Here is a 19,768-nt window from a genome sequence, read left to right on the forward strand (position 1 = left end):
TGGAGCGCGTGTAGTCTTCCGCGAGAGTCGGACAGAGAATCGACGAGACTAGTCCCCGAACAACCGGGATAGGAATCCACTGGAGTTGTCCGTATCCGATGCGTCTTCCGTGGTGGTTGACTGCTCGGTGTCTGTGCCGGTTTCGGCTGCTCCGTTCAGGAGGTCGTTGACGGAGTATCCGATCCACTCGGCGAACTCTTCGGGTGCGCCGATGTAGACGCTCGTGGACGATTTCTCGGACATGAATCGTTTGGGGAGGCGTTTCTCGTAGTCGTAGACCTCGTACTCTTCGCGGTCGAAGTCAGCTGTGATGGCATTCGGCTCCGACTCGAACGTGACACGGCCGCCTTGAATGTCGCGCTGCCACTTCAGCCGCCCCGTATCGTACGTCTTCTCGGCCGGTTCGTCGGCGGGGAAATACTCGGGTTGCTCCCGACCAGCTTCGTCATAGAATTCGCGGACAATACGGCGGACGTCTTCGATAGTGCCGTTCCCGTCGGTCCACGGTTGTTCGGTGAGCATTCGGCGGGCCACGTAACTGAAGATCGGGTTCTGCCGTTCTAGCACGCCCGAGAGGTCTTTTTGTGCTTCGCGGAAGCCTGGATCCTCCGGGTTGGAGGGGAAGGAGACGTCCATGCTCAGGATTTTCATTCGGTTCCGGAATTCGGATTTCGGGAGAGCGTCGTTGGTCGTGAAGATGAGGCAAGGCTGATCGACGCTGGTGGGTGTCCAGTCGCCCCAGTAGTTTCGGATCGGGCTCCAGCGCTGGATCTTCTCTTTTTCGGCGTCGATGATGGCGTACGGGAAGCACGTGTCCCATTCGCGGACGCCGCGGACCTCTTTGACGCCGACGTCGTCTGCGTCCACACCGGAGATGACCGTGTTGTCGGAGACGAGTCGCAGGATGTACTCGGTGAGTTTGTCTTTCCCCGCGTCGCTCTTTCCTTCGATGTAGAGGTGCTGCAGAACGTTGTCTAGTGTTCGTGATGGTGACGACAAGGCCTCGGCGTACTGGTTGGCGAACGGGGCCCAGAACCCGTAGAGGAACGCCTCGTACATCTGCGCCATCACTGCGGTCTCGGATTGCGTGTGGCCGTGGTTCTGGACGGTCTCGATGTAGTCTTCGATGGTTTCGAGGCAGTGATCTAGAACTTCGGGGGTCGGCTCGTCGGTGGCGACGAGAATCATCTCGTCATCCTCCCCGATCACGACCTGCTCGGCCTCTGGAAGGACGGACATCGTCGGGATGGCCGTCGACTCCTTGACCTGGTTATTGTACGCGCTCAGCGGCGCGGTGATACTGTGGTCTTCGACGGTCGCCCCGCGGTCACGGAGCCCGGACCCGAACTCGTCGGCAGTGTCTTTGTCCACCTTGCTGGTTCCCATTCGTATCTTCTCGTCGGGCGCGCGGATCCGCGGCCGGTCGAGCCCGTCCGTCAGCCCCGTTTCGTGATCTGATTCGACGAGCCCGACGTCCGGTGATTCATCCTTGTCCGGAGCGACGGTCGAGTCTTCCTCGTCAGTGGAGTCATCTGGCTCGATGACGTTGCGGTCGGCGTTCTCGGGTTCTTCGACGAATGCAACTGTCTCGTCGGCCTCCTCTGGGTCGTCAACGACGGCAGTGACCTGATCGGCGACGTCTTTCAGGTCCTCGACGGCGTCCTGATTCAGGGCGGCAGTGTCACTCACGTCGAGGTCGCCGGCTCCGACCCAGTACTCGATGCGGTTCTCCCGCTCTTCCGGCGAATCGGCTTCTTCTAGCGCCTCAACGAGCCCTTCGAGGAGCGTCTGGTCGCTGTACCCTTCGCGGTACTCGTCGATGAACCGCTCGAACTCTTCGTCCAGTTCGGTCCCGACATCGGTCGTAATGACGGAGATTTGGTTCGTATGGTACTCCCAGGAGTTCCGCGAGAGGTTCGCCGACCCTTGGACGAGCTTCACCGTGTCGTCCGGCATAACGATCCGGTAAATCTTCGAGTGGACCGTCTTCCGGTTCTTCAGCCGAATCGTGAGTCGGTCATCCTGTCGAAGTCGAACGAGTGACCTCGCCGTCGACACTTCGTTCACTTGGTCGGCGTAGTCTTCAGCGTTCCCGATAAGTACGTCCAGCGACCCGATGTCGTACTCCGTCAGCATCTGTACCATCAGCTCAGGTGTCTCCGCATACGTCACGGCGTCCACGTGACGAGCGCCTGCGAACAGATCGAGAAAGTCAGCACGCTCTTTCACCATCGCCAGGCGGTATTCCGCAGCCCCCGATCCGTAGAACTCCGGCATATCTGCGAATCGGTCGAATGAGATATTCGCTGTCAGTTCGTCCATACACACGGCAGCGGTCTGAAACGAATAAAAACCGTGCCGTGGGGCGGTAGTAGAACATACGCTGTCGACACTTGGTGACACTTCGACAGCGATGAGCGAGACTGACATCCTCCCGTGCCGGAGACAAGGGAATTCCACGGCACTACACCGCTGGATTTGGTCGTTGATTCGCCACCTATATTGTTAAATTTATAAGAAATAGTTGAGGCAGGCAGTCTTCGAATCGTTCTATACCCTGCGTAAGCGAGATTATTACTCGCTTGGTCCTCGAATCACGACTGGGCACCAGTCATCACTGTCACGGCCGTGTAAGCGTCCAGCAAATCGTCGATGTGCTTGTGTTACTGCCATGAGGAGGCGGACTTCGCTCATTTCCCAGTGGTAATCTCCCGCATGGTCAGGGAGATGTACGTCACGGAGGAGGTATTTGGGGTGATAGTCCGGGCCCCACGCGATCAGAAATCCTTCCACTGTGAACGTCCGGAACCCGGTCGGTCCGAAATGTAGCGCGTAGAAGGTTTCCTCTAGGTCCTCTCTGTGCCCGTCCCAAACTGAACTTCCTTCTTCAAGAAGTGTATGTAACAACTTTGCGTCGATTTCGTGTTCGTCAGCCACGGAGAGGACGATATCCTTCGGGATTGGATGCGTCCATTCCGCGTCAGCCGAGTTGGTTGTGCGTGTCTCTGTCATAGTGCTTCTGAACGGTTGCGTATATTTGCTTGCCGTTCAGGTACACCGGCAAAATAACCACCGTGGTTTAAACCCTGGCCCGCTGAGAGCACCGCCCCCCGGATTCGGGAAATACGACGAGAGCCGCAGTAAGTACTACTCTCTGCCGGCTCGGATTTTCCGAATCCTGCTGTGATGGCGTCGGTAATTCAATGGAACGTCTAGAACCGCACTCATGCGAGCGGCACAGTCTGGATACGGACGTTCAACATTCTTCAGGTTCTGAAAGGCGCGCTGCTCATCACACCGCCGTTAGTGCTTGTGGCCGTATCAGATCGGATGTGCCTCTGATTGGGTGCCTGTAGGTATGATCCTAAGAACGTATCAACCAAGATGTGTCCCTCATAGCGGCTGAGTGCCGTTGTTCTGGAGAAAGCATTACATCGAAGAGCGGTTTCACGCGCGCTTGGTATCGCTGATCGTTCTCGTTGTTCGCCGTCTAAACAAGAACTATGGTTCTAGGAAATTCGACGGGCCCCTCTTGGAATCGCCGTGGACGGGGCTAAGAAGCATGTCTGTCGTGGTGTCCGGTGCGGCCGTAGCTGTGCAGTGAGTAGAACGGTAACTCCCTGAGTGGCTTACCCTTTTAAAAAACCAGCTCCTGAAACTGCATTACTCCGATGTCTCGCACTACTTCAGAAACAAAGTCCGTCGGTCGATTACGACCGTCTACTGGTGAGTGCTACAACTCTCAAGATACCGAACGGGTCACCGCCACCCAGAGTGCTAGTGTCGTGTCGCATATCACTCCAACCGGGACTGAGAGACTGAGCGTCAGTGACTGGGAACCTGTTCCGGACCGATTCGACGAGAGCACGCATGAAACCCTTGTAGAGAGGCTCCGGACGGCAGCCGACGCTCTTACCGCGACCATCGATTCTGCTCTGCCCGAGTCCCTACAGGATCAGGTTACGGAGTGGTGTGCACTCCACGGGCTTGATACTCCGGCTACGACGCATACTCGGACGATCATTGCTCGGCAAGCTGTTCTGAACGTGTTTCTCAAGACGACACTCTACGAGTGGCACCACCAGCACGCCGACCTGCCATCGCTGCCCACCGATACGCGAGAGGCACTTCGACGAGCAGCGGATCAGACAGAGAATCCAGCGTTCAGCGAGTACGTTCTTGATGAGATTGTCTGGTTCGCTGACGACGCCGATCTCGAACCGGTCGTCGATGCTCGGGACTGGTTGCTGGAGTCGGGAGAGCCGGCTGAAGCCATCGGTCGGCTCTATGCAGACCTGACGTCGAACGACGACCGCCAGATACTCGGTCAATTCCGGACGCCTCCATCCGTCGGGACGCTCATGCAGGCGTGGGCAGCCGGTGGCGATGACAGTGTGCTTGACCCCGGGATGGGAGCTGGTGTCCTAGCAAGCCCATTCCACCCGCAGTGGGAGGTGAGTGCAGAACCAGCCCACGTTAACGGCATTGACAAGAGTCCCCTCTCAAACCTCATGGGGACGACCGCGCTCACGCTGTACGGGCAGGCGCACGACCCGCGTACGACTGATTTTCTCGACCTCTCACCAGCAGACCTGCAGCGAGATGTCGACGCGATCATCTGCAACCCTCCCTACACGAGTGGCGATTCGCTCCCGGCAGCGTACAAAGACCGAATCAACACGCAAATAGAACAGTCGATCGGGAGCGAAATCAGCGCACGCTCACCGCTCCATGCGTATTTCATCTACCACGCACGACAGTTCCTCTCTGGAGGGGATCGCGCAGCCTTCATCACACCGCAAAGCCTCCTCACGACACGTTACGGAGAATCCCTCAAGCAGTACCTCCTAGAGGTGTTCTCGATCAAAGCGTTCGTCCAATTCAACCCGGCTGGTGAACGAATCTTCCCGGACGCTCACACGACGGCCCTCATCACATTCTTAGAAGCAACACCTGAGAATGAATCAGATGGCGAAACGCGGTTCATTCGTGTTGATGACTCGGTTAGCGGGTATGAACTTCGTGACGCAGTCAAGGAGGGTGAGTCGGGGCGCACCGACTGGGGGTTCATCAACTGCGTGCAACAAACACAGCTCGATCCTGTCAAGAACTGGGAATCATTATTCACCCCGACGGACATCGATACGAGCAGTTTCAGACGCCTTGACGAGTTCGCCACAGTACATCGTGGCGTGACGACTGGCGCAGTCAATTTCTTCTGCCTCTCACAGGCCGACGTTGACGACCTCGAATTAGCCAACGAGCATCTTTCCCGGCTGATTCGGCGGCCAAGACTTGTCGACGGGTATGATTTCCGTGACGAAGACTGGGAGGAACTACGAGGGAACGGTGAGGACGTGTGGTTGTTCGATCCTGACTTGATCCAAGAGATCCCGGAGTCGATCCGCGTATTTACCGAGCAGATGGCTGAGGACTCATCGGTACTACCAGACGACGACTCCGGCAGGGTAGCGAATGTGCTTGCATATCTGCGTGGCGGCGTTAGCAAGCACGGTCTATCAGAGACGACTACGTTCGAAGATCGTCCGTACTGGTACCGGCCGAGGAGACAAGACTCTCCCCAGGTTCTGATTCAAAACGCGAGCGGAGACGGATTCACGTTCCTGCTGAATGAGACACCGGCCCGAAACATCCACAATTTCGATGGACTCTACGACGTAACGCTGAACGAGACGGAACTGAAGGCGTTGCTCGCGTATTTGAATAGTGGCGTTGCCGAGCGCGTCGTTTCCAATTACACGCAGACCCGGCAAGGTGGTTTGGAAAAATTGGGGCCGGGAGCTCTCAAAAAACTGCCTGTGATTGATGTGACCGACATCGATGATGAGTTGACGACTGACCTTGCTGACTTATTCGATACGCTGCGAGAGACCACCCGCCGCGACGATGATTGCGAGTCCGTCATTAATCGCATCGATGCTGTACTCCAGCAGACCCTGTGATTCAGCGTTCGGTTCTGACTCAGGTACTTGGCTTGGTGATCCCGACGCTCCTTCACGAGAGTCGCGGTAAATACCACTCTCAGCCGGATCGGATTTCCCGAATCCTACGATGATGGCGTCGGTGACCAATAGATCTTCCAGAACCGTCGGGCTCTCGTGCAAGCGGCACACTCTGAATACGGACGTTCAGCGGTTTCCAAGATTGGGGGGTCAGTTGCTGATCACATACTGGTGCCAGTGCTTGTGGCCGCGTAGGATTGGACGTGGCTCTGGTTGGGCGTCTGTGGGTATAATCCTGAGAACGTCTTAATCAAGATGTGTCCGTCATAGCGGCTGAGTACGGATGTTCTGGAACAAGCAATACCACGAGATCCACTGAGGATTCTGGCGTTCGGTAGAATGTACGTACTCACGTACTTGTGGACGTACACATGGATGTACACAAGTACGTACCCAGAGACGTACACAAGTACATATCCAGAGACGTACTGCCGAATGCTTGCCATCCTCATCCCAGTGCCGTCACTAAGAGATTCGAAAGCACCGAGTTAGTTGGACGAGGGGTGAACAGTCTCCCCTTCTCGGTCAAGAATTTCCTTTTCGACGAGACGATCGATCCCAGCAGACACCGCCTCCTCGTCGCCAACGGAGAGCTCTCGGACGTTCGAAAGAACACGTTCGCTGATCGCGCGTGGACTCCGAAGACCCTCATCGACCGCTTCCAAGATACCGTACTCAACTTCGAATTCGGTTGCGAACTCCGACACGCGATCCGTAAACGAGGATGGCAGCCCGGAAAGCGACTGTACAGCCACCTCGATAGTAAATAACGGATGAGATTGATTACGGATATGCGTCGCTTCAATTGACCCCGTATTGAACGGGCGCTGTTCCTCAATCTCGTTGAGGATCTCCTCGTAGGCGAGTCCACGCTGCGCGTACGTCCGCATATCCTCAATGTCGCGTCGTCTGCCAGCCCCTAAGTCGCCACCGGACACTGCCTTCAACAAGAACAAATCCTCATCAGCGAGCACGTACGCCGTTGCATACTCCCCTGTCCAGAACTCGTCCGCCCGGTCGTGCATGCTCTCTGTGATCCAGACTTTCCCGACAACCTGTTGCTCGAACAAGTCAACCCGAAACCCGCGGCCAGGATGGTAGAGCTCAACCGTTTTTCCAACCCCTTCGAATGACGCGGTCGGCTCACCCGTCACCTGAAACCCTTGTTCTCGAAGGGCGTGGTAGACGTGTTTGAATTCGGTTGGCACGCCGAGGGCCAAGTCGATATCTTCGGTTTGGTCTTTCAGCCCGCGAACTGTCATTGCAGACCCGCCAAGGAGGTACACGTCCACCGGTTCTGAGAGCCACTCGTCAAACTCGGCAAGAAACGTCTTGATGGCCTCCTCGCCGCTGAAGACGGTCATTTATACGACTCCATACTGATCTTTCAGCGCCGCGTATTCTTGAGCACTCGGCAAGGGACTTCCCGCCTCCATCTCATCGGCGGCGTCAGTGCCTTCGTCTATAAGACGATACATCCGGGGTATCATTGAGTCCAGACCGTACCAAGTCGCAGTCTCGGTGAGTGTTTCCTGTTCGATTCGTTCCTGTTCGATGAGCAGCATCGCGTAGCTCACGCGTCGGGAGTCAGTGTTGAGGACGAGCGTATGGCAAACGATGTCTGCAAGGGTGAGATCGTCGTCTGGCGCGTACCAGAAGGCGGGTTCTCCTGCAAGGAAGAACTGCAGGCCGTACGCTTGGAATTCCGCTAATCCAGTCACGTCCCAGTCGTCGGCGTTCTGGAATTTCTCCGTGTCTTCGGAGGTTTGTACTTGGACGAGCGCGCGTTTCGGGTCATACCACGCAATTGTGGCACTGGGCGCGAGTCGCCGAACACGGTTGCGGTGGCCATGCCTGACGACGGTGTTGGCGAATTCGAGTAAGGGGTGAAGGTCGTCGGCGAGTGCGTACTCTGGGCCGGCGGGAGCGAGCATCGCTCGGTTCTTCAACGGGGATAACACCTTGTGGACAGCCTGTCGCGTAATTCCTAATCGGTCAGCGATCGTGGTGATGCGGCGTGGTTCATCAAGGTACCAGCAGACCTGTATCGTGGCCGGTGAGAGGAGGTCCGCCCAGTCCACGTGCCCGAGGTTCGATGTCAGGTCCCGGTACGCTTCGACAATCGGGTCGTCAGAGGCGCGCAGGACACGCTGGTTGTGCTGCGCTCGGGACTCGTCCAGTACCCCTTTGTCGAGTAAGTCGTCAACGACGCGGTAGACCTGCTTGCGACTATACCCGGTTTCTGCGGCCAGCTCTTGTGCGGTTGCGTCCGCCCCGGAACTCAGCACGTCTAGAATAGCGAGCCCGGCCTTCGTAAGCATCCTTGTAAACTATATTGTCTTAACAGTTAAAAGAGTTTCCGCATTTTAGTTTACAACCAGCCTCTATACCGTCGGAATCCCCCGGGTGAAGGATTGTGACTTCCAGCCTCTTCTCAGTTGGAACACAGACGAGAATCCGCGCGGGACGCGAAGAGTACCGAGTCGAGTTTAACGAATTGGTCGTGAGGGAATCCGAGGGGGTCGCCCACGCACCGCTCCGTGGGCATTTGAACCGTGAGTATGATGCCGCCTCCCCGATTTGAACCACCGGAAGACTTCGCTACGCTCGTCTTCCGAGCCCCCGCTCGCTTCGCTCGCGGGGAGGGGGACAGCGTACCGCGTCAGCCGGTCCACTCACCCGCCACAACGCTCATGTGCACTTCGGACAAACCATGACGAAGAACGAATTTGAACCCATCTCGTCTGCTGAGACGAAAGAGATGTACCTCGAAGAACCGAACTGTTATCGACTCCCTTGGCCATCTACGGAATCACGTATCGCAATCCAGTGGGATCAGGCATCGATTCAGGATGCTGAATGAGAACTTAGAAATCAAATTCGATGAAGAGGTGTATCATGCGGAATAGGGACCAGCACTCTATGAGGTGGGTAATGGGGAGCAGGAATGGTATATGAACCAGGCGACTTGTGGGGCCCAGGTGTTCAGAGAAATACCGTGAGATGAAAGTATGAATGAAAATTTGAAAAAAGATACGTGTTTACCCCCAGAACGATTTCGCCACTCTCTCGTAAGTTGCCCCTGATCTCACGGTAGAGCAATGCAGACGACAGGGTGTTACCCGAGGGACGGTCTCCGGCAGGGAGACCGTCCCGCGTCGTCTGCACTGGTCAGGAGGTGTTGTCATGGTCAGTGACAAGAAAGTGGACCAACTGCTTGAGCGAATCACTGCTCTTGAAGATCGTGTTGATGACCTTGAACAAGAGAATGAAGAGCTCAAGCAAGAGAATCAGCAACTCCGTAAGGAAAACAAGCGCCTCAGAGCCAAACTTCGATGGTACGAAGGGCCGCATACACCACCGAGCAAGGATCAAGCAAATCAAGACGAGTCGTCCTCGTCTGATGGAGACGAGGACGACGAACAGCCACGTACTGACGGTGGCAGTCCTGGTCGAAATCCCGGACACGATCCAGAGTGGCGAACTGCACCTGATCCGGATCGAGAAATCGAGGTTACCTGTGACTGCTGTCCAGACTGTGGTGAAGTGTTTGACGAGTCGGCGGGCGTCAGCCCCCGACTCGTCGAAGAAATCCCGGACCCACAGCCACCGGAAGTTACACAGTACAACCGCCACCACTACGAGTGCCACTCTTGCGGGTCCGAAACTGTTGCTTCACACCCCGACTGCCCCGATGAGGGGCAGTTCGGGGTGAATGTCATCGCACAAGCCGCTCTGTCTCGATACGATCACCGCCTCCCATACCGGAAGATCGCTGATCGCTTCGAACAACTACACGGACTGGAGTTCACGGGCGCGTCCGCGTGGCACGCGACCGAGCGCGCTGCGCGCGCCGGTCGCTGTGAATACGAGCGAATACGCCAGCACATTCAGGACGCTGAGGTCGTTCACGTTGATGAGACAGGAATCAAACGAGATGGCGAACAGGCGTGGATCTGGACGTTCACCACGGAAGAGCACACGCTCTACGCGGTTAGGGAGAGTCGAGGAAGCGATGTTCCCGCGGAAGTCCTCGGCGAGGACTTCGCAGGAACGGTCATCTGTGATGGATGGAGGGCATATCCAGCCTTCAGCGAGACGCTTCAGCGGTGTTGGGCACATATTCTTCGGGAAGCTGAACAAGCCGCTGAACAGCAGGACGAAGGCGAACCAATCTACCGTGCTCTCAAACAGCTGTACGTTGCTCTCCAGACTCAGCTGGAGAGCGACTTGTCACTGCGCGAACGGGCAGAACTCCAGCGTGTAGCACGGAGAGAGCTTGAATCGTTGATTGAGCGGTCAGTTCCCGACGGACCAGTGGCAACACTACTCGGGAAGATCGAAGGAGGTCTCGACCACTGGCTCACCTTCGTCGGTGAGCCAGCGGTCTCTCCAACGAACAACGCTGCAGAAAACGCGCTTCGTGAACCGGTGGTTCTCCGGAAACTCATCGGTACGCTTCGAAATGACCGAGGCATGTTCGTTCACGAGACGCTGCTGTCCCTGCTGGCGACGTGGAGCCAGCAGGGACGCAATCTCTACGAGGAACTCAAGCGAGTTGCTCGGGACAACGAAATGATTTCACGGGCTCACGCCGTGCCAGTTGTTGCATCCTCGGGGTAAACACGTACGAAAAAAGAAATCGAAAAGCGTGTAGAGAAAGTTATCGAGGAGGATGGTAATCCGACTTCAGATAGTTTTGCGGTTCTTGAGGGTAATAATCAACTTTCACTATTCCCACCAGATACCTATGTCCATGAGCTATCTGCGGATGGTCTTCGGGATCTCTCATATCACCTTTGCAAAACTCAGCTATTTTCTTCATCAAACCTGAGCGATAATTACCATTATTGGGGATGGACGCTTGTCTGTTCTACATCAATCCATTTTCCTGAGAGAGAATTCATTGATGCTCCGGAGGGACTAGTACCAGATATCGCAGGAGTCCTACGTTTGCTCTATTTGAGGAATTTAGAAACTATCCTTCGGAATATCGGTCAAGAGAAATGGAAACATTCCTCGGAGCCAAAAGTACCTTTTGAGCAATCATTAGAGAGAATCGTTCCCTCCCCTCATGAGGTACAGAATCAACTTGCCCGTGCTGCTTTTAGCACCTTAGAGGCAAGCCTTCGACGTCATTGTAAAGAAGTCGATCTAACCGGAAAACCAATCGATAACGAGAGATACAACTCATATATCGATGAATATACACATAGGGGTAAAGTGAAATATGAGGACCTATTGAACCTCTGGAAAGATTACAATGCAAATCCGGCTACGGAGGAAGCTCTTGAGAAGATTCAATATATATTTGAAGGAGATGAGAGGTTACTTTCTGAAACTGAGGAAATGGCAGAAGAGTTCAATTTTGAGGGAGAACGCCACGACCTATTCTGGTTAATCCGTAATGTCCGGAATGCGAATATCCACGGAGAGATAGATGATGTATTTGGTCCACCAGGTAAATTCACCTACATGATTGTCAATCTCCTCTGCCTGCTTTTTTGGGACAACGTGGACGATGAGGCATTTGATGATAACCTTGAGGAATTCATATCGATAAATGAGCAATTCTCTAATTCAGACCACTACAAGCGTCCAGAAGACCTGTACTACCCTGCGTTCTCGATAGAAGTAGAATATCGATATTCCTCGATTTAAACTCTCCTCAACGCCTCTCTCATTGGCGCTAACCTCGACTTGATGATTCCTATTGCTGGTAAGGAGTATGTCTTTAGAGCTACGGAGAGGAGCAGAGAGATGCTTTGAAGTTGAATGGCTCCTGATTAGAAAATATGATTTCCTTTTGGGAAATTCTGACTATACTCGCTTTTCTTGTCGGCCTCTTGGGTCTCTTTGCCCGATATGACCTCCTAATTCGGAAGCTCATTACCATCTATATACTCCAGATGTGCAGTTGATATTCTACCCAGGAAGCTCAGATAGGAAATATGGAGGAGTCACAACCCGGACTCCAGATTACTATGAGGATGACACGGTTCTGGCAATCGAATTCAGCGGTAAATATGAGGTGTTTGGTATCCCGAGAGAACGCCTCTGCTATTCAGAATACACAGAGGATAATACAAAATTCGCCCTCTCGATTGCGAATTCGGGTGAGGAGACTCTTAGCGTCAAAGGCGAATTTCTCACTGATTGGCGAATTATGAATCCGCGAGAAACCCTCCCTAAGCCATTACGTGAAGCCGACTTTGGAAAGCAAATGGAGATTCAAGAGATGGACCTGTCTGAACCTCTTTCGGTTGGTCCAAAGCGGAAATACGATTTCGTGAAGTTTACTCTGGACTCGGATGCTAGGAGGAGCTTCAGTTGGGTTATTGATGATGGACGGGTCGATGGAGATTCAATGGGAGACTATGAGGTTTTGCTAAGAGTATCTGTTTCAATTGACTCCTCCGAATTCAGCATTTGGCGATGGGACCTCCCCCGCAATATCGGGTCTGTTGAGTATGGTCCTGTAGAGAAGGAGGTTATCATCCTCAATTCTGAATAAGCTCCTCAGCGTCATCCTAAGCTGTGCCCCTCCCGATTCGATTAATTCCTGTTGCTATCATGGGAGAGATCACTCAGAGCTACGGAGAGGAGCGAGATGAAGAAATTAGACCTTCTTCGATAATCGCTTTAGGATCTGATTCGCGGATTCTGAAACCTTCTCAATTTGGTCATTCAAATACCCAGATGTCTCCTCTGCCTCCGCGACCCCTTCGTTGATGGCTTGGTAATAGAGATTGAAGTAGTCCATATCCAATTCCCGTAGAGGGAGGTATGGATGCCGACGTTGACTCTCCAAATATTCTATCATCAAATCTCGAAGCTCGGCTGGTGAATCTGCGATTAGGAGGACTGGACCAAATTTTTCTGTGAAAGTATCGAGGGGTAGGCGTGTTGGGGTTCCATCAGGGGTAGTATAGGAAATCATCACGCCACCTTCAGTCTCCTCTAACTCCTCGGCTTCGCCAACTCTGGATGCAAGCGATTGCTCAATCCCCGTAAGGAAGTCATTGAGTGTATCAAGTTCGGAGGAATACTCTTCGAGCTGAGATTTGATTTGCTGGTCCATATTCTCCTTTCGATATTCAGGAATATCGTTCCAGTGTGAATGAAACTCATCGCTAAAGGGGAAATTACGTGGGTCTCCAGAAGTGACCTCATTCAGTTCAGTATACATTCGGTACTTCACGAACAGCGTAATCGGTTAGATTGAATCGTTGATTTGACCACGAGAAAGTGTCTGGATTAGGATGTGTTCAAGCTCCCCAATCCAGACGGTTATCTTTCGGCGTCGGAGGTAAAAGACGTAGCGGAAGAGGTCATCACTCCACTCCCGTTGCCGGGTGTCGAGGGGAGCCCCCTCGACCCCGGCGATATCTGGCTCGTCGTCATTTTGGCCTGCACCAATCAGACCTCGATTTGGGAAACCTGCAAGGACACCGACGGAACACCATGCGACGACACCGTCTTGACGTGGCTACATACACTCAATCGGCAGTGGCTCGAATTCGTCGCTAACCTCCTACTCGCTCGCCTAGCTATGACGATTCTCGACGCTGACCGGTCGAGAATCGTCTCCATCGACTTTATCGATAACCCCTACCACGGCGATCACTACGCCGATGAAGGCGAACTCTGTTCAATGTCCCCCAAAGATGGGACCACAACGTGTCACCGATACTGTACGGCGTACATCGTTTCCAACGAAAAGCCAGTGACGCTGGCGATGACGTACGTCCGCAACGACGAAGACGAGGCCGACGCGGTCGAGCGCGTGCTCGCCCGCGTCGAGAACTATCCCTTCGAAATCGACCTCCTGCTTGCCGACAGCGGGTTCTACAACGAACGCGTCATCCGCCGTTCCCGTGAGATCGCTGCAACGGTCGTTCACGTTCCCAAGAAAGGTGAGCGCATGAAGGACAAACTCGACGTACACAAGTCGTACATGACGACCTATCGCATGTACAAGGACAGCGAGCGGGAGCTTCAGATCCCGCTCGCGGTCGCAGTCTCCTACCAGAATGGCGACCGTGGCAAACACGGAGAGGTTGTTCGGGGCTACGTCGCCTGTGGCGTTGCTGAAAAGTCACCGAAGAAAGTCGAACGCCTCTACAGGAAACGCTCAGGCATCGAGACGAGTTACCGGTTGCTTCGGCAAGCACGAGGGATCACGACAACGCGTGATCCCGTCGTGCGATTTGCGATAATGCTCGTCGCGGCACTGCTGGAGAATCTGTGGCTCGTGCTCCGATGGGCGGTCGTCGCCCGCCCGCGGCGGGGCGGGCGCGACCTCCCGGAGGAGTTCACGTTCAAGACGTTCTGTGACTGGATTCGGAACGAACTCGAAGACGAGTTAGAGCGACGCTGGTACGTCGAGGCGAACGGTGTGGGTGTTCCTGAGACGTACGGCTCGGTGGCAGCCGCGGGCTGACCGCGGTCAGCCCACGGCCTGTCCGAGGATCCGTCAGCGACAGCTCTCTGCAGCACCGGCGTAAAATTGCCTGTTCTCGTCCGTTTGGTGTGGTAGCTCGTTTCTGCCGTCCGTTCTTTCACAGTGGTTGCGAGAATCTCCCCCAAAATCATACAGAAAGTGATTCGTTTGTGGCGTTCAGATCACGCTGTGTCGACTCGTTCGTGAAGTACCGACATTGGTTGATATATCTCCTCTTTCCGCTTCTCTATCTGGGTGAAGCGCCGTCGAACGTAAGGGCCTAAAACTGCTCCCAGAATCGTACCTAATAGCACTAGTCCAACGTCCTTGAGTAGCGCTTCGACCATTCATTTGCAGTTATGAAAGAGAATATAAATAAAAAACGGATACGCTCTCGTGCGGATACCGTTGTTGCCGTTTTATTTTCTCAGCGCCATTCTGACCCGCGTTCTCCTTGATTCGATATTTCCTTGCTATCAAAATGGGGCTCTCTGAGAATGTCCTTCTTGCTTCTCCCAGCTAATTCTCCCGCGCGAGCGCCCGAATAACTGGTAGATTCGAGGAGAGTCAGAGTCCTCACGGCTCTTGTACGCTAAGGTCTAAGCGCACTCCGTCTCAAATGTAGGCTGAAGTTCCCGAAGACGCGAGTGAATCCATATTTAAATCTAAATCGGGAACTCGTAGAGAAATCGCTGTAATTCGTCGTCTCCTTTCGAAATTCTTCTCCGGAGGAATTCACCATGTCGCCTCCTCGATTTGAACGAAGGACGAGATTTCTGCTCGATTTGCTGTGTCGGCCTCTAGCGTTAAACCGAGTCGGTGTCGTCTTTTCGACTGATCGCTCGTAGGGATAGGGACGCCTCAATTGTCAGTCGACTCCAGGCATACCACGACGAGCGAAGCGAGTCGTGGTTTCACCGGAGCCGAGCGGAGCGAGGCTCCGGCTTTTTTTCACCTAGTTTTTTCGCCGAGTGGTTCCCGCAGGTCGCCGGAGGCGACCGAGGAAACCCGAGGCGAAAAAAGAGGTATGCCGCCTCCCCGATTTGAACGGGGGACAGCTCGATCTTCAGTCGAGTGCTCTCCCAGTCTGAGCTAAGGCGGCCTGCAACACTGCATGCGGGCAGACCCGAAAAAAAGAATTACGATTGGCCGCCGCCATGTGAGAGGACCGCAACCGCACTAATCCGGGCAGTTCGACGGTTTTAAGTGTCGCATTGGCGTCTTTTCAGCCGAGACAGGCGTAGTCCTGTTTCACTGACCCGTAGAAGCCACACGGCGTACTACGGAGGTGAACAATGGCAGATCAGGAGATAGAGGAGGCAGTCTCTCGCGCAATCGAGGACGCACCCGACCGGAACTTCCGTGAGACGGTGGACCTCGCAGTCAATCTGCGCGACATTGACCTCAACGACCCATCGAACCGAGTTGATGAGAGCGTCGTCCTGCCGGAGGGAACCGGCCAGGAGACCAGTATCGTCGTCTTCGCCGACGGCGAAACCGCAGTCCGTGCCGAGGAAGTCGCTGATGACGTCCTCAGCCCGGAGGAACTGGCCGACCTAGGCGACAACGATAACGAAGCCAAAGACCTCGCAGGCGACACCGACTTCTTCCTCGCAGAGGAGGGGCTGATGCAAGACATCGGCCGCTACCTGGGGACCGTGCTTGGTCCGCGAGGTAAGATGCCAGACCCCATCAGTCCCGACGACGACGTCGTCGAGATGGTCGAGCGACTCAAAAACTCCGTGATGATTCGGAGTGGAGACCGGCGGACCTTCCACACGCGCGTCGGCGCGGAGGACATGTCCGCCGACGAGATCGCCGACAACATCGACGTCATCATCCGTCGGCTCGAGGCCGACCTCGAGAAAGGCCCACTCAACATCGGGTCCATCTACGTGAAGACGACGATGGGGCCGGCCGTGGAGGTGGTCTGAGATGAGCACACAACGCAAGACTGAGACGATTCCCGAGTGGAAGCGCCACGAAGTCGACGAGATTACCGACTTCCTCTCCCGCTACGAGAGCGTCGGCGTCGTCTCCATCACGGGTATCCCGAGCCGGCAGCTGCAGGACATGCGGCGTGACCTGCACGGTACCGCCGAGCTGCGTGTCTCGCGTAACACACTGCTCGAACGCGCACTCGAAGAGGTCGACGACGGGCTGGAGCAGCTCACGACGTACGTGAGCGGCCAGGTTGGCCTCATCGGGACCAACGATAATCCGTTCGGGCTCTACCAGCAGCTCGAAGCCTCGAAGACCTCTGCCCCCATCAACGCGGGCGAGGTCGCGCCGAACGATATCATCGTCCCCGAAGGCGACACGGGCGTCGACCCGGGTCCGTTCGTGGGCGAACTCCAGAGTGTCGGCGCGAACGCACGCATCGACGAGGGCTCGATCAAAGTGATGGAGGACTCCAAGGTGCTCGACGCGGGCGAAGAGGTATCTGGTGACCTCTCGAACGTCCTCTCGGAGCTCGGCATCGAACCGAAGGAAGTCGGCCTCGACCTCCGCGGCGTCTACGCTGAGGGTGTCCTCTTCGAACCCGAGGACCTCGAACTCGACGTCGATGAGTACCGCAGCGACATCGAGACGGCTGCGGCGTTCGGACGGAACCTCGCACTCAACGCGAGCTTCCCGACGGCACAGACGATGCCGGCCCAGCTGTCCAAGGCCACCGGCGAGGCAAAGAGCCTCGCACTCAACGCGGCCATCGAGGACCCGGACGTGATGCCCGACCTTATCAGCAAGGCAGACGGGCAGGTCCGTGCGCTCGCCGCGAACATCGACGACCCCGAGGCACTGCCTGAAGAGCTTCAGGACGTCGACGCGCCCGAACCCGAGGAAGAACAGACCGACGACCAACCCGACGACACCGAGGACGCCGAGACCGACGCTGACGACGAAGCAGAAGCCGAAGACGAAGACGACGATGACGACGACAGCGACGGTGGCGACGCCCTCGGAGCGATGTTTGGATAACCATGGAGTACGTATACGCAGCACTCATCCTGAACGAATCCGGCGAAGAGCTCAACGAAGAAAACCTGACGAACGTCCTCGAGGCGGCCGGCGTTGACGTGGAGCAGTCCCGCGTCAAAGCCCTTGTTGCCGCACTCGAAGACGTCGACATCGACGAGGCAGTCGAAGAGGCTGCCGCCGTCCCGGCCGCCACGGGTGGCGCTGCCGCTGGCGGTGCCGAGGCCGACGAGGCCGAGGAAGAAGAGGACGAAGCCGAAGAAGAAGCAGACGCCGACGAAGACGACGAAGACGACGATGACGACGAGGCCGCCGGCGAAGGCCTCGGCGAACTCTTCGGGTAACGTCACTCGACCCCTTCTTTCGACACCACCTCGACAGCGGCCGCTATCGCGCCCGGAACAGAACGAATTTTCAGTAACACACGTTACAGAAATGTCATTCTGGTTAATATTATAGTCACGACGGTCATCACGTGCAGTATGGCACAACACGCGGCACAGTCTCCGCGAGCACGCACCGACGACACTCGCTCGGAGCGGGCGGCGTCGGCCGGGGAGACAGTAATTAGCGTCGATGGATTAACGAAGCAGTACGGCTCCGACGAGGCCGGGGTGCGGGCTGTCGACGGCGTTTCTTTCGAGATAGAACGCGGAACGATTGTCGGGTTACTCGGGCCCAACGGAGCCGGCAAGACGAGCACTATCAAATCGATGCTCGGGCTCATCGTTCCCGACGCTGGGACCGTCTCCATCTGTGGGGTCGATGTTGACAGCGACCCTGCCCGCGCACACGGGCACGTCGGAGCGATGCTCGAAGGAGACCGCAACGTCTACTGGCGGCTCACCGTTCGGGAGAATCTAGAGTACTTTGCCGGACTCGGCGGGGAGCGACCCTCGAAGGTCAGAGAGCGCCACGACGAATTACTGGAACGACTCGGGTTACTCGAGTGGGCTGATACCCCCGTCAACGAACTCTCGAAGGGAATGAAACAGAAGGTTTCGCTCGCGAGCACGCTGGCGCGGGATGTCGACGTTATCTTTCTCGACGAACCGACACTCGGGCTCGATGTCGAAGCCTCCCAGGACCTTCACGAGGAACTTCGCCGGCTAGCCGAGCAGGAAGACATCACCATCGTCCTGACGAGCCACAATCTCGACATAATCGAAGCGGTCAGCGACCGCGTTATCATCCTCAACGACGGCACCGTCATCGCGGACGACGACACCACCGAGTTGGTCGACCTGTTCGAGACGCAGTCCTACCGGTTCGTCATCGAGGGCACGCTCTCGGAGGCTCTGGAGACACGCCTCAGGGATGCGTTCGAGATTACGTGCGAACAGGACGGCAGCCAGACTGCAATCGAGTGTATTGGGGCCGACAGCGAGACGCTCTACGGGCTGATGGACCAGTTCCAGGACGCAGGAGTGGAACTTGCTGATATCGCATCTGTCGATCCGGACCTCGAAGACGTATTCCTCCGAGTCATCGACGACGGTCTGGGGGGTGAGAAGTAATGGCGACCGCAGATACGAGACACGAGACCGGCGACGGACCGTCTCTGCTCGCACTCGTCTGGGTCGTGCTCCGTAAACAGCTCATTCTCCTGGTCCGCTATCCGCTGAATACGGCAACCCAATTTCTCACGCTTGCAATTCTCTTTGGCATCATCTTCTTCGGCGGGCAGGCGGTCGCCGGCCCCACGATTACCGACTCGCTGGGTGGTATCATCGTGGGACTGTTCGTCTGGACGTTGGCTATCGTTGCCTTCTCCCAACTCTCTTGGAACGTCACCCGTGAGGCACAATGGGGGACGCTCGAACGGCTCTTCCTCTCGCCGAACGGTTTCGGGACGGTGATGGTGACGAAGACAGCGGTGAACATCCTCCTGAGCTTTCTCTGGGCGTTTGTCCTCCTGTTGGTGATGATGGTCATGTCGGGCGAGTGGCTCGCTGTCGACCCACTGACTGTGGTGCCCCTGGGGTTGTTGACAGTCGCGTCCATCACCGGTATCGGTTTCTTCTTTGCCGGCCTGGCCCTGCTGTACAAGCGTATCGATAACGTCTTCCAGCTCGTCCAGTGGGCCTTTGTTGCGCTCATTGCCGCACCGGCTGGCACGTATCCGGTTCTCAAACTGCTTCCAATCTCTCACGGCAGCTATCTCCTCCGACGGGCGATGGACGATGGGGTTCGACTCTGGGAGTTTGCGCCGAGAGAACTCGGTCTCTTAATCGCCACAAGTGCGGGCTACCTGCTCGTCGGCTACTACTGTCTGTACAGAGCACAGCGTCGCGCCCGGCGAAACGGACTGTTAGACCAGTACTGA

16 protein-coding genes and 1 tRNA gene are annotated in these 19,768 nt (G+C 55.8%); 11 read left to right on the top strand and 6 right to left on the bottom strand.

Features of this window, described 5'->3' with window-relative positions; all coding sequences use genetic code 11:
* Nucleotides 1-48: 48 nt before the first annotated feature.
* Nucleotides 49-2,322: an Aq_aa27 family P-loop NTPase gene (locus tag OSC37_RS12225; protein ID WP_267161723.1), complete on the bottom strand. Its 2,274-nt coding sequence runs from the start codon at nt 2,320-2,322 to the stop codon at nt 49-51.
* Between the two features lie 252 nt (nt 2,323-2,574).
* Nucleotides 2,575-3,012: a hypothetical protein gene (locus tag OSC37_RS12230; RefSeq protein WP_164471652.1), complete on the bottom strand. Its 438-nt coding sequence runs from the start codon at nt 3,010-3,012 to the stop codon at nt 2,575-2,577.
* A 1,034-nt stretch (nt 3,013-4,046) separates the two neighbouring features.
* Here OSC37_RS12230 and OSC37_RS12235 point away from each other — a divergent pair.
* On the top strand, nt 4,047-5,963 hold the full coding sequence (locus OSC37_RS12235) for an Eco57I restriction-modification methylase domain-containing protein (protein ID WP_267161724.1): 1,917 nt from the start codon (nt 4,047-4,049) through the stop codon (nt 5,961-5,963).
* A 548-nt stretch (nt 5,964-6,511) separates the two neighbouring features.
* Here OSC37_RS12235 and OSC37_RS12240 read toward each other — a convergent pair.
* Nucleotides 6,512-7,387 carry a hypothetical protein gene (locus OSC37_RS12240; protein ID WP_267161725.1) on the bottom strand — a complete coding sequence of 292 codons (876 nt, stop codon included), beginning with the start codon at nt 7,385-7,387 and terminating at the stop codon, nt 6,512-6,514.
* A complete protein-coding gene (locus OSC37_RS12245) occupies nt 7,388-8,344 on the bottom strand; it encodes a MarR family transcriptional regulator (RefSeq protein WP_267161726.1) in 957 nt (318 codons plus the stop codon).
* A 392-nt stretch (nt 8,345-8,736) separates the two neighbouring features.
* Between OSC37_RS12245 and OSC37_RS12250 the strand changes: the two genes are divergently transcribed.
* The 4 genes from OSC37_RS12250 to OSC37_RS12265 all read left to right on the top strand — a co-directional run bounded on the left by OSC37_RS12250 (nt 8,737) and on the right by OSC37_RS12265 (nt 12,537).
* Nucleotides 8,737-8,886 carry a hypothetical protein gene (locus tag OSC37_RS12250; protein WP_267161727.1) on the top strand — a complete coding sequence of 50 codons (150 nt, stop codon included), beginning with the start codon at nt 8,737-8,739 and terminating at the stop codon, nt 8,884-8,886.
* A gap of 323 nt (nt 8,887-9,209) precedes the next feature.
* The gene (gene tnpC / locus OSC37_RS12255; RefSeq protein WP_267161728.1) at nt 9,210-10,646 is read left to right on the top strand and encodes an IS66 family transposase; all 1,437 of its coding nucleotides are present in this window, start codon (nt 9,210-9,212) and stop codon (nt 10,644-10,646) included.
* A 330-nt stretch (nt 10,647-10,976) separates the two neighbouring features.
* Nucleotides 10,977-11,684, top strand: a complete 708-nt coding sequence (locus OSC37_RS12260) for a hypothetical protein (protein WP_267161729.1) — start codon at nt 10,977-10,979, stop codon at nt 11,682-11,684.
* 256 nt (nt 11,685-11,940) lie between these two features.
* Nucleotides 11,941-12,537, top strand: coding sequence for a hypothetical protein (locus tag OSC37_RS12265; RefSeq protein ID WP_267161730.1), 597 nt, complete (start codon nt 11,941-11,943; stop codon nt 12,535-12,537).
* A gap of 105 nt (nt 12,538-12,642) precedes the next feature.
* On the opposite strand, the gene OSC37_RS12270 is transcribed toward OSC37_RS12265, so the two are convergent.
* The gene (locus tag OSC37_RS12270; protein ID WP_267161731.1) at nt 12,643-13,104 is read right to left on the bottom strand and encodes a hypothetical protein; all 462 of its coding nucleotides are present in this window, start codon (nt 13,102-13,104) and stop codon (nt 12,643-12,645) included.
* Between the two features lie 183 nt (nt 13,105-13,287).
* Between OSC37_RS12270 and OSC37_RS12275 the strand changes: the two genes are divergently transcribed.
* Nucleotides 13,288-14,466 (top strand): ISH3 family transposase, encoded by a 1,179-nt coding sequence (locus OSC37_RS12275; protein WP_267161275.1) that lies wholly within the window; start codon nt 13,288-13,290, stop codon nt 14,464-14,466.
* Nucleotides 14,467-15,494: 1,028 nt separating this feature from the next.
* Here OSC37_RS12275 and OSC37_RS12280 read toward each other — a convergent pair.
* Nucleotides 15,495-15,568 (bottom strand) — tRNA-Phe (locus OSC37_RS12280).
* Nucleotides 15,569-15,761: 193 nt separating this feature from the next.
* Here OSC37_RS12280 and OSC37_RS12285 point away from each other — a divergent pair.
* From OSC37_RS12285 to OSC37_RS12305, 5 genes are all read left to right on the top strand, one after another.
* The gene (locus OSC37_RS12285; RefSeq protein WP_267161732.1) at nt 15,762-16,400 is read left to right on the top strand and encodes a 50S ribosomal protein L1; all 639 of its coding nucleotides are present in this window, start codon (nt 15,762-15,764) and stop codon (nt 16,398-16,400) included.
* Between the two features lies 1 nt (nt 16,401).
* Nucleotides 16,402-17,445 (top strand): 50S ribosomal protein L10, encoded by a 1,044-nt coding sequence (locus OSC37_RS12290; protein ID WP_267161733.1) that lies wholly within the window; start codon nt 16,402-16,404, stop codon nt 17,443-17,445.
* Nucleotides 17,446-17,447: 2 nt separating this feature from the next.
* On the top strand, nt 17,448-17,786 hold the full coding sequence (gene rpl12p, locus OSC37_RS12295) for a 50S ribosomal protein P1 (RefSeq protein ID WP_267161734.1): 339 nt from the start codon (nt 17,448-17,450) through the stop codon (nt 17,784-17,786).
* Nucleotides 17,787-17,924: 138 nt separating this feature from the next.
* The gene (locus tag OSC37_RS12300; protein WP_267161735.1) at nt 17,925-18,959 is read left to right on the top strand and encodes an ABC transporter ATP-binding protein; all 1,035 of its coding nucleotides are present in this window, start codon (nt 17,925-17,927) and stop codon (nt 18,957-18,959) included.
* The gene (locus OSC37_RS12305; protein WP_267161736.1) at nt 18,959-19,768 is read left to right on the top strand and encodes an ABC transporter permease; all 810 of its coding nucleotides are present in this window, start codon (nt 18,959-18,961) and stop codon (nt 19,766-19,768) included. Before OSC37_RS12300 ends, OSC37_RS12305 begins: the two co-directional genes overlap by 1 nt.

This window comes from Halovenus salina, from assembly GCF_026410925.1.
In the GTDB taxonomy this organism is placed as follows: domain Archaea; phylum Halobacteriota; class Halobacteria; order Halobacteriales; family Haloarculaceae; genus Halovenus; species Halovenus salina.

Excerpts from the sequence above, each read along its gene's own strand:
- OSC37_RS12285 (WP_267161732.1), top strand. The coding sequence starts at position 15,762 with ATGGCAGATCAGGAGATAGAGGAGGCAGTCTCTCGCGCAATCGAGGAC.
- OSC37_RS12300 (WP_267161735.1), top strand. The coding sequence starts at position 17,925 with ATGGCACAACACGCGGCACAGTCTCCGCGAGCACGCACCGACGACACT.
- tnpC (WP_267161728.1), top strand. The coding sequence starts at position 9,210 with ATGGTCAGTGACAAGAAAGTGGACCAACTGCTTGAGCGAATCACTGCT.
- OSC37_RS12240 (WP_267161725.1), bottom strand. The coding sequence starts at position 7,387 with ATGACCGTCTTCAGCGGCGAGGAGGCCATCAAGACGTTTCTTGCCGAG.
- OSC37_RS12245 (WP_267161726.1), bottom strand. The coding sequence starts at position 8,344 with ATGCTTACGAAGGCCGGGCTCGCTATTCTAGACGTGCTGAGTTCCGGG.
- OSC37_RS12270 (WP_267161731.1), bottom strand. The coding sequence starts at position 13,104 with ATGGACCAGCAAATCAAATCTCAGCTCGAAGAGTATTCCTCCGAACTT.
- OSC37_RS12225 (WP_267161723.1), bottom strand. The coding sequence starts at position 2,322 with ATGGACGAACTGACAGCGAATATCTCATTCGACCGATTCGCAGATATG.
- OSC37_RS12230 (WP_164471652.1), bottom strand. The coding sequence starts at position 3,012 with ATGACAGAGACACGCACAACCAACTCGGCTGACGCGGAATGGACGCAT.
- OSC37_RS12305 (WP_267161736.1), top strand. The coding sequence starts at position 18,959 with ATGGCGACCGCAGATACGAGACACGAGACCGGCGACGGACCGTCTCTG.
- OSC37_RS12250 (WP_267161727.1), top strand. The coding sequence starts at position 8,737 with ATGACGAAGAACGAATTTGAACCCATCTCGTCTGCTGAGACGAAAGAG.
- OSC37_RS12290 (WP_267161733.1), top strand. The coding sequence starts at position 16,402 with ATGAGCACACAACGCAAGACTGAGACGATTCCCGAGTGGAAGCGCCAC.
- rpl12p (WP_267161734.1), top strand. The coding sequence starts at position 17,448 with ATGGAGTACGTATACGCAGCACTCATCCTGAACGAATCCGGCGAAGAG.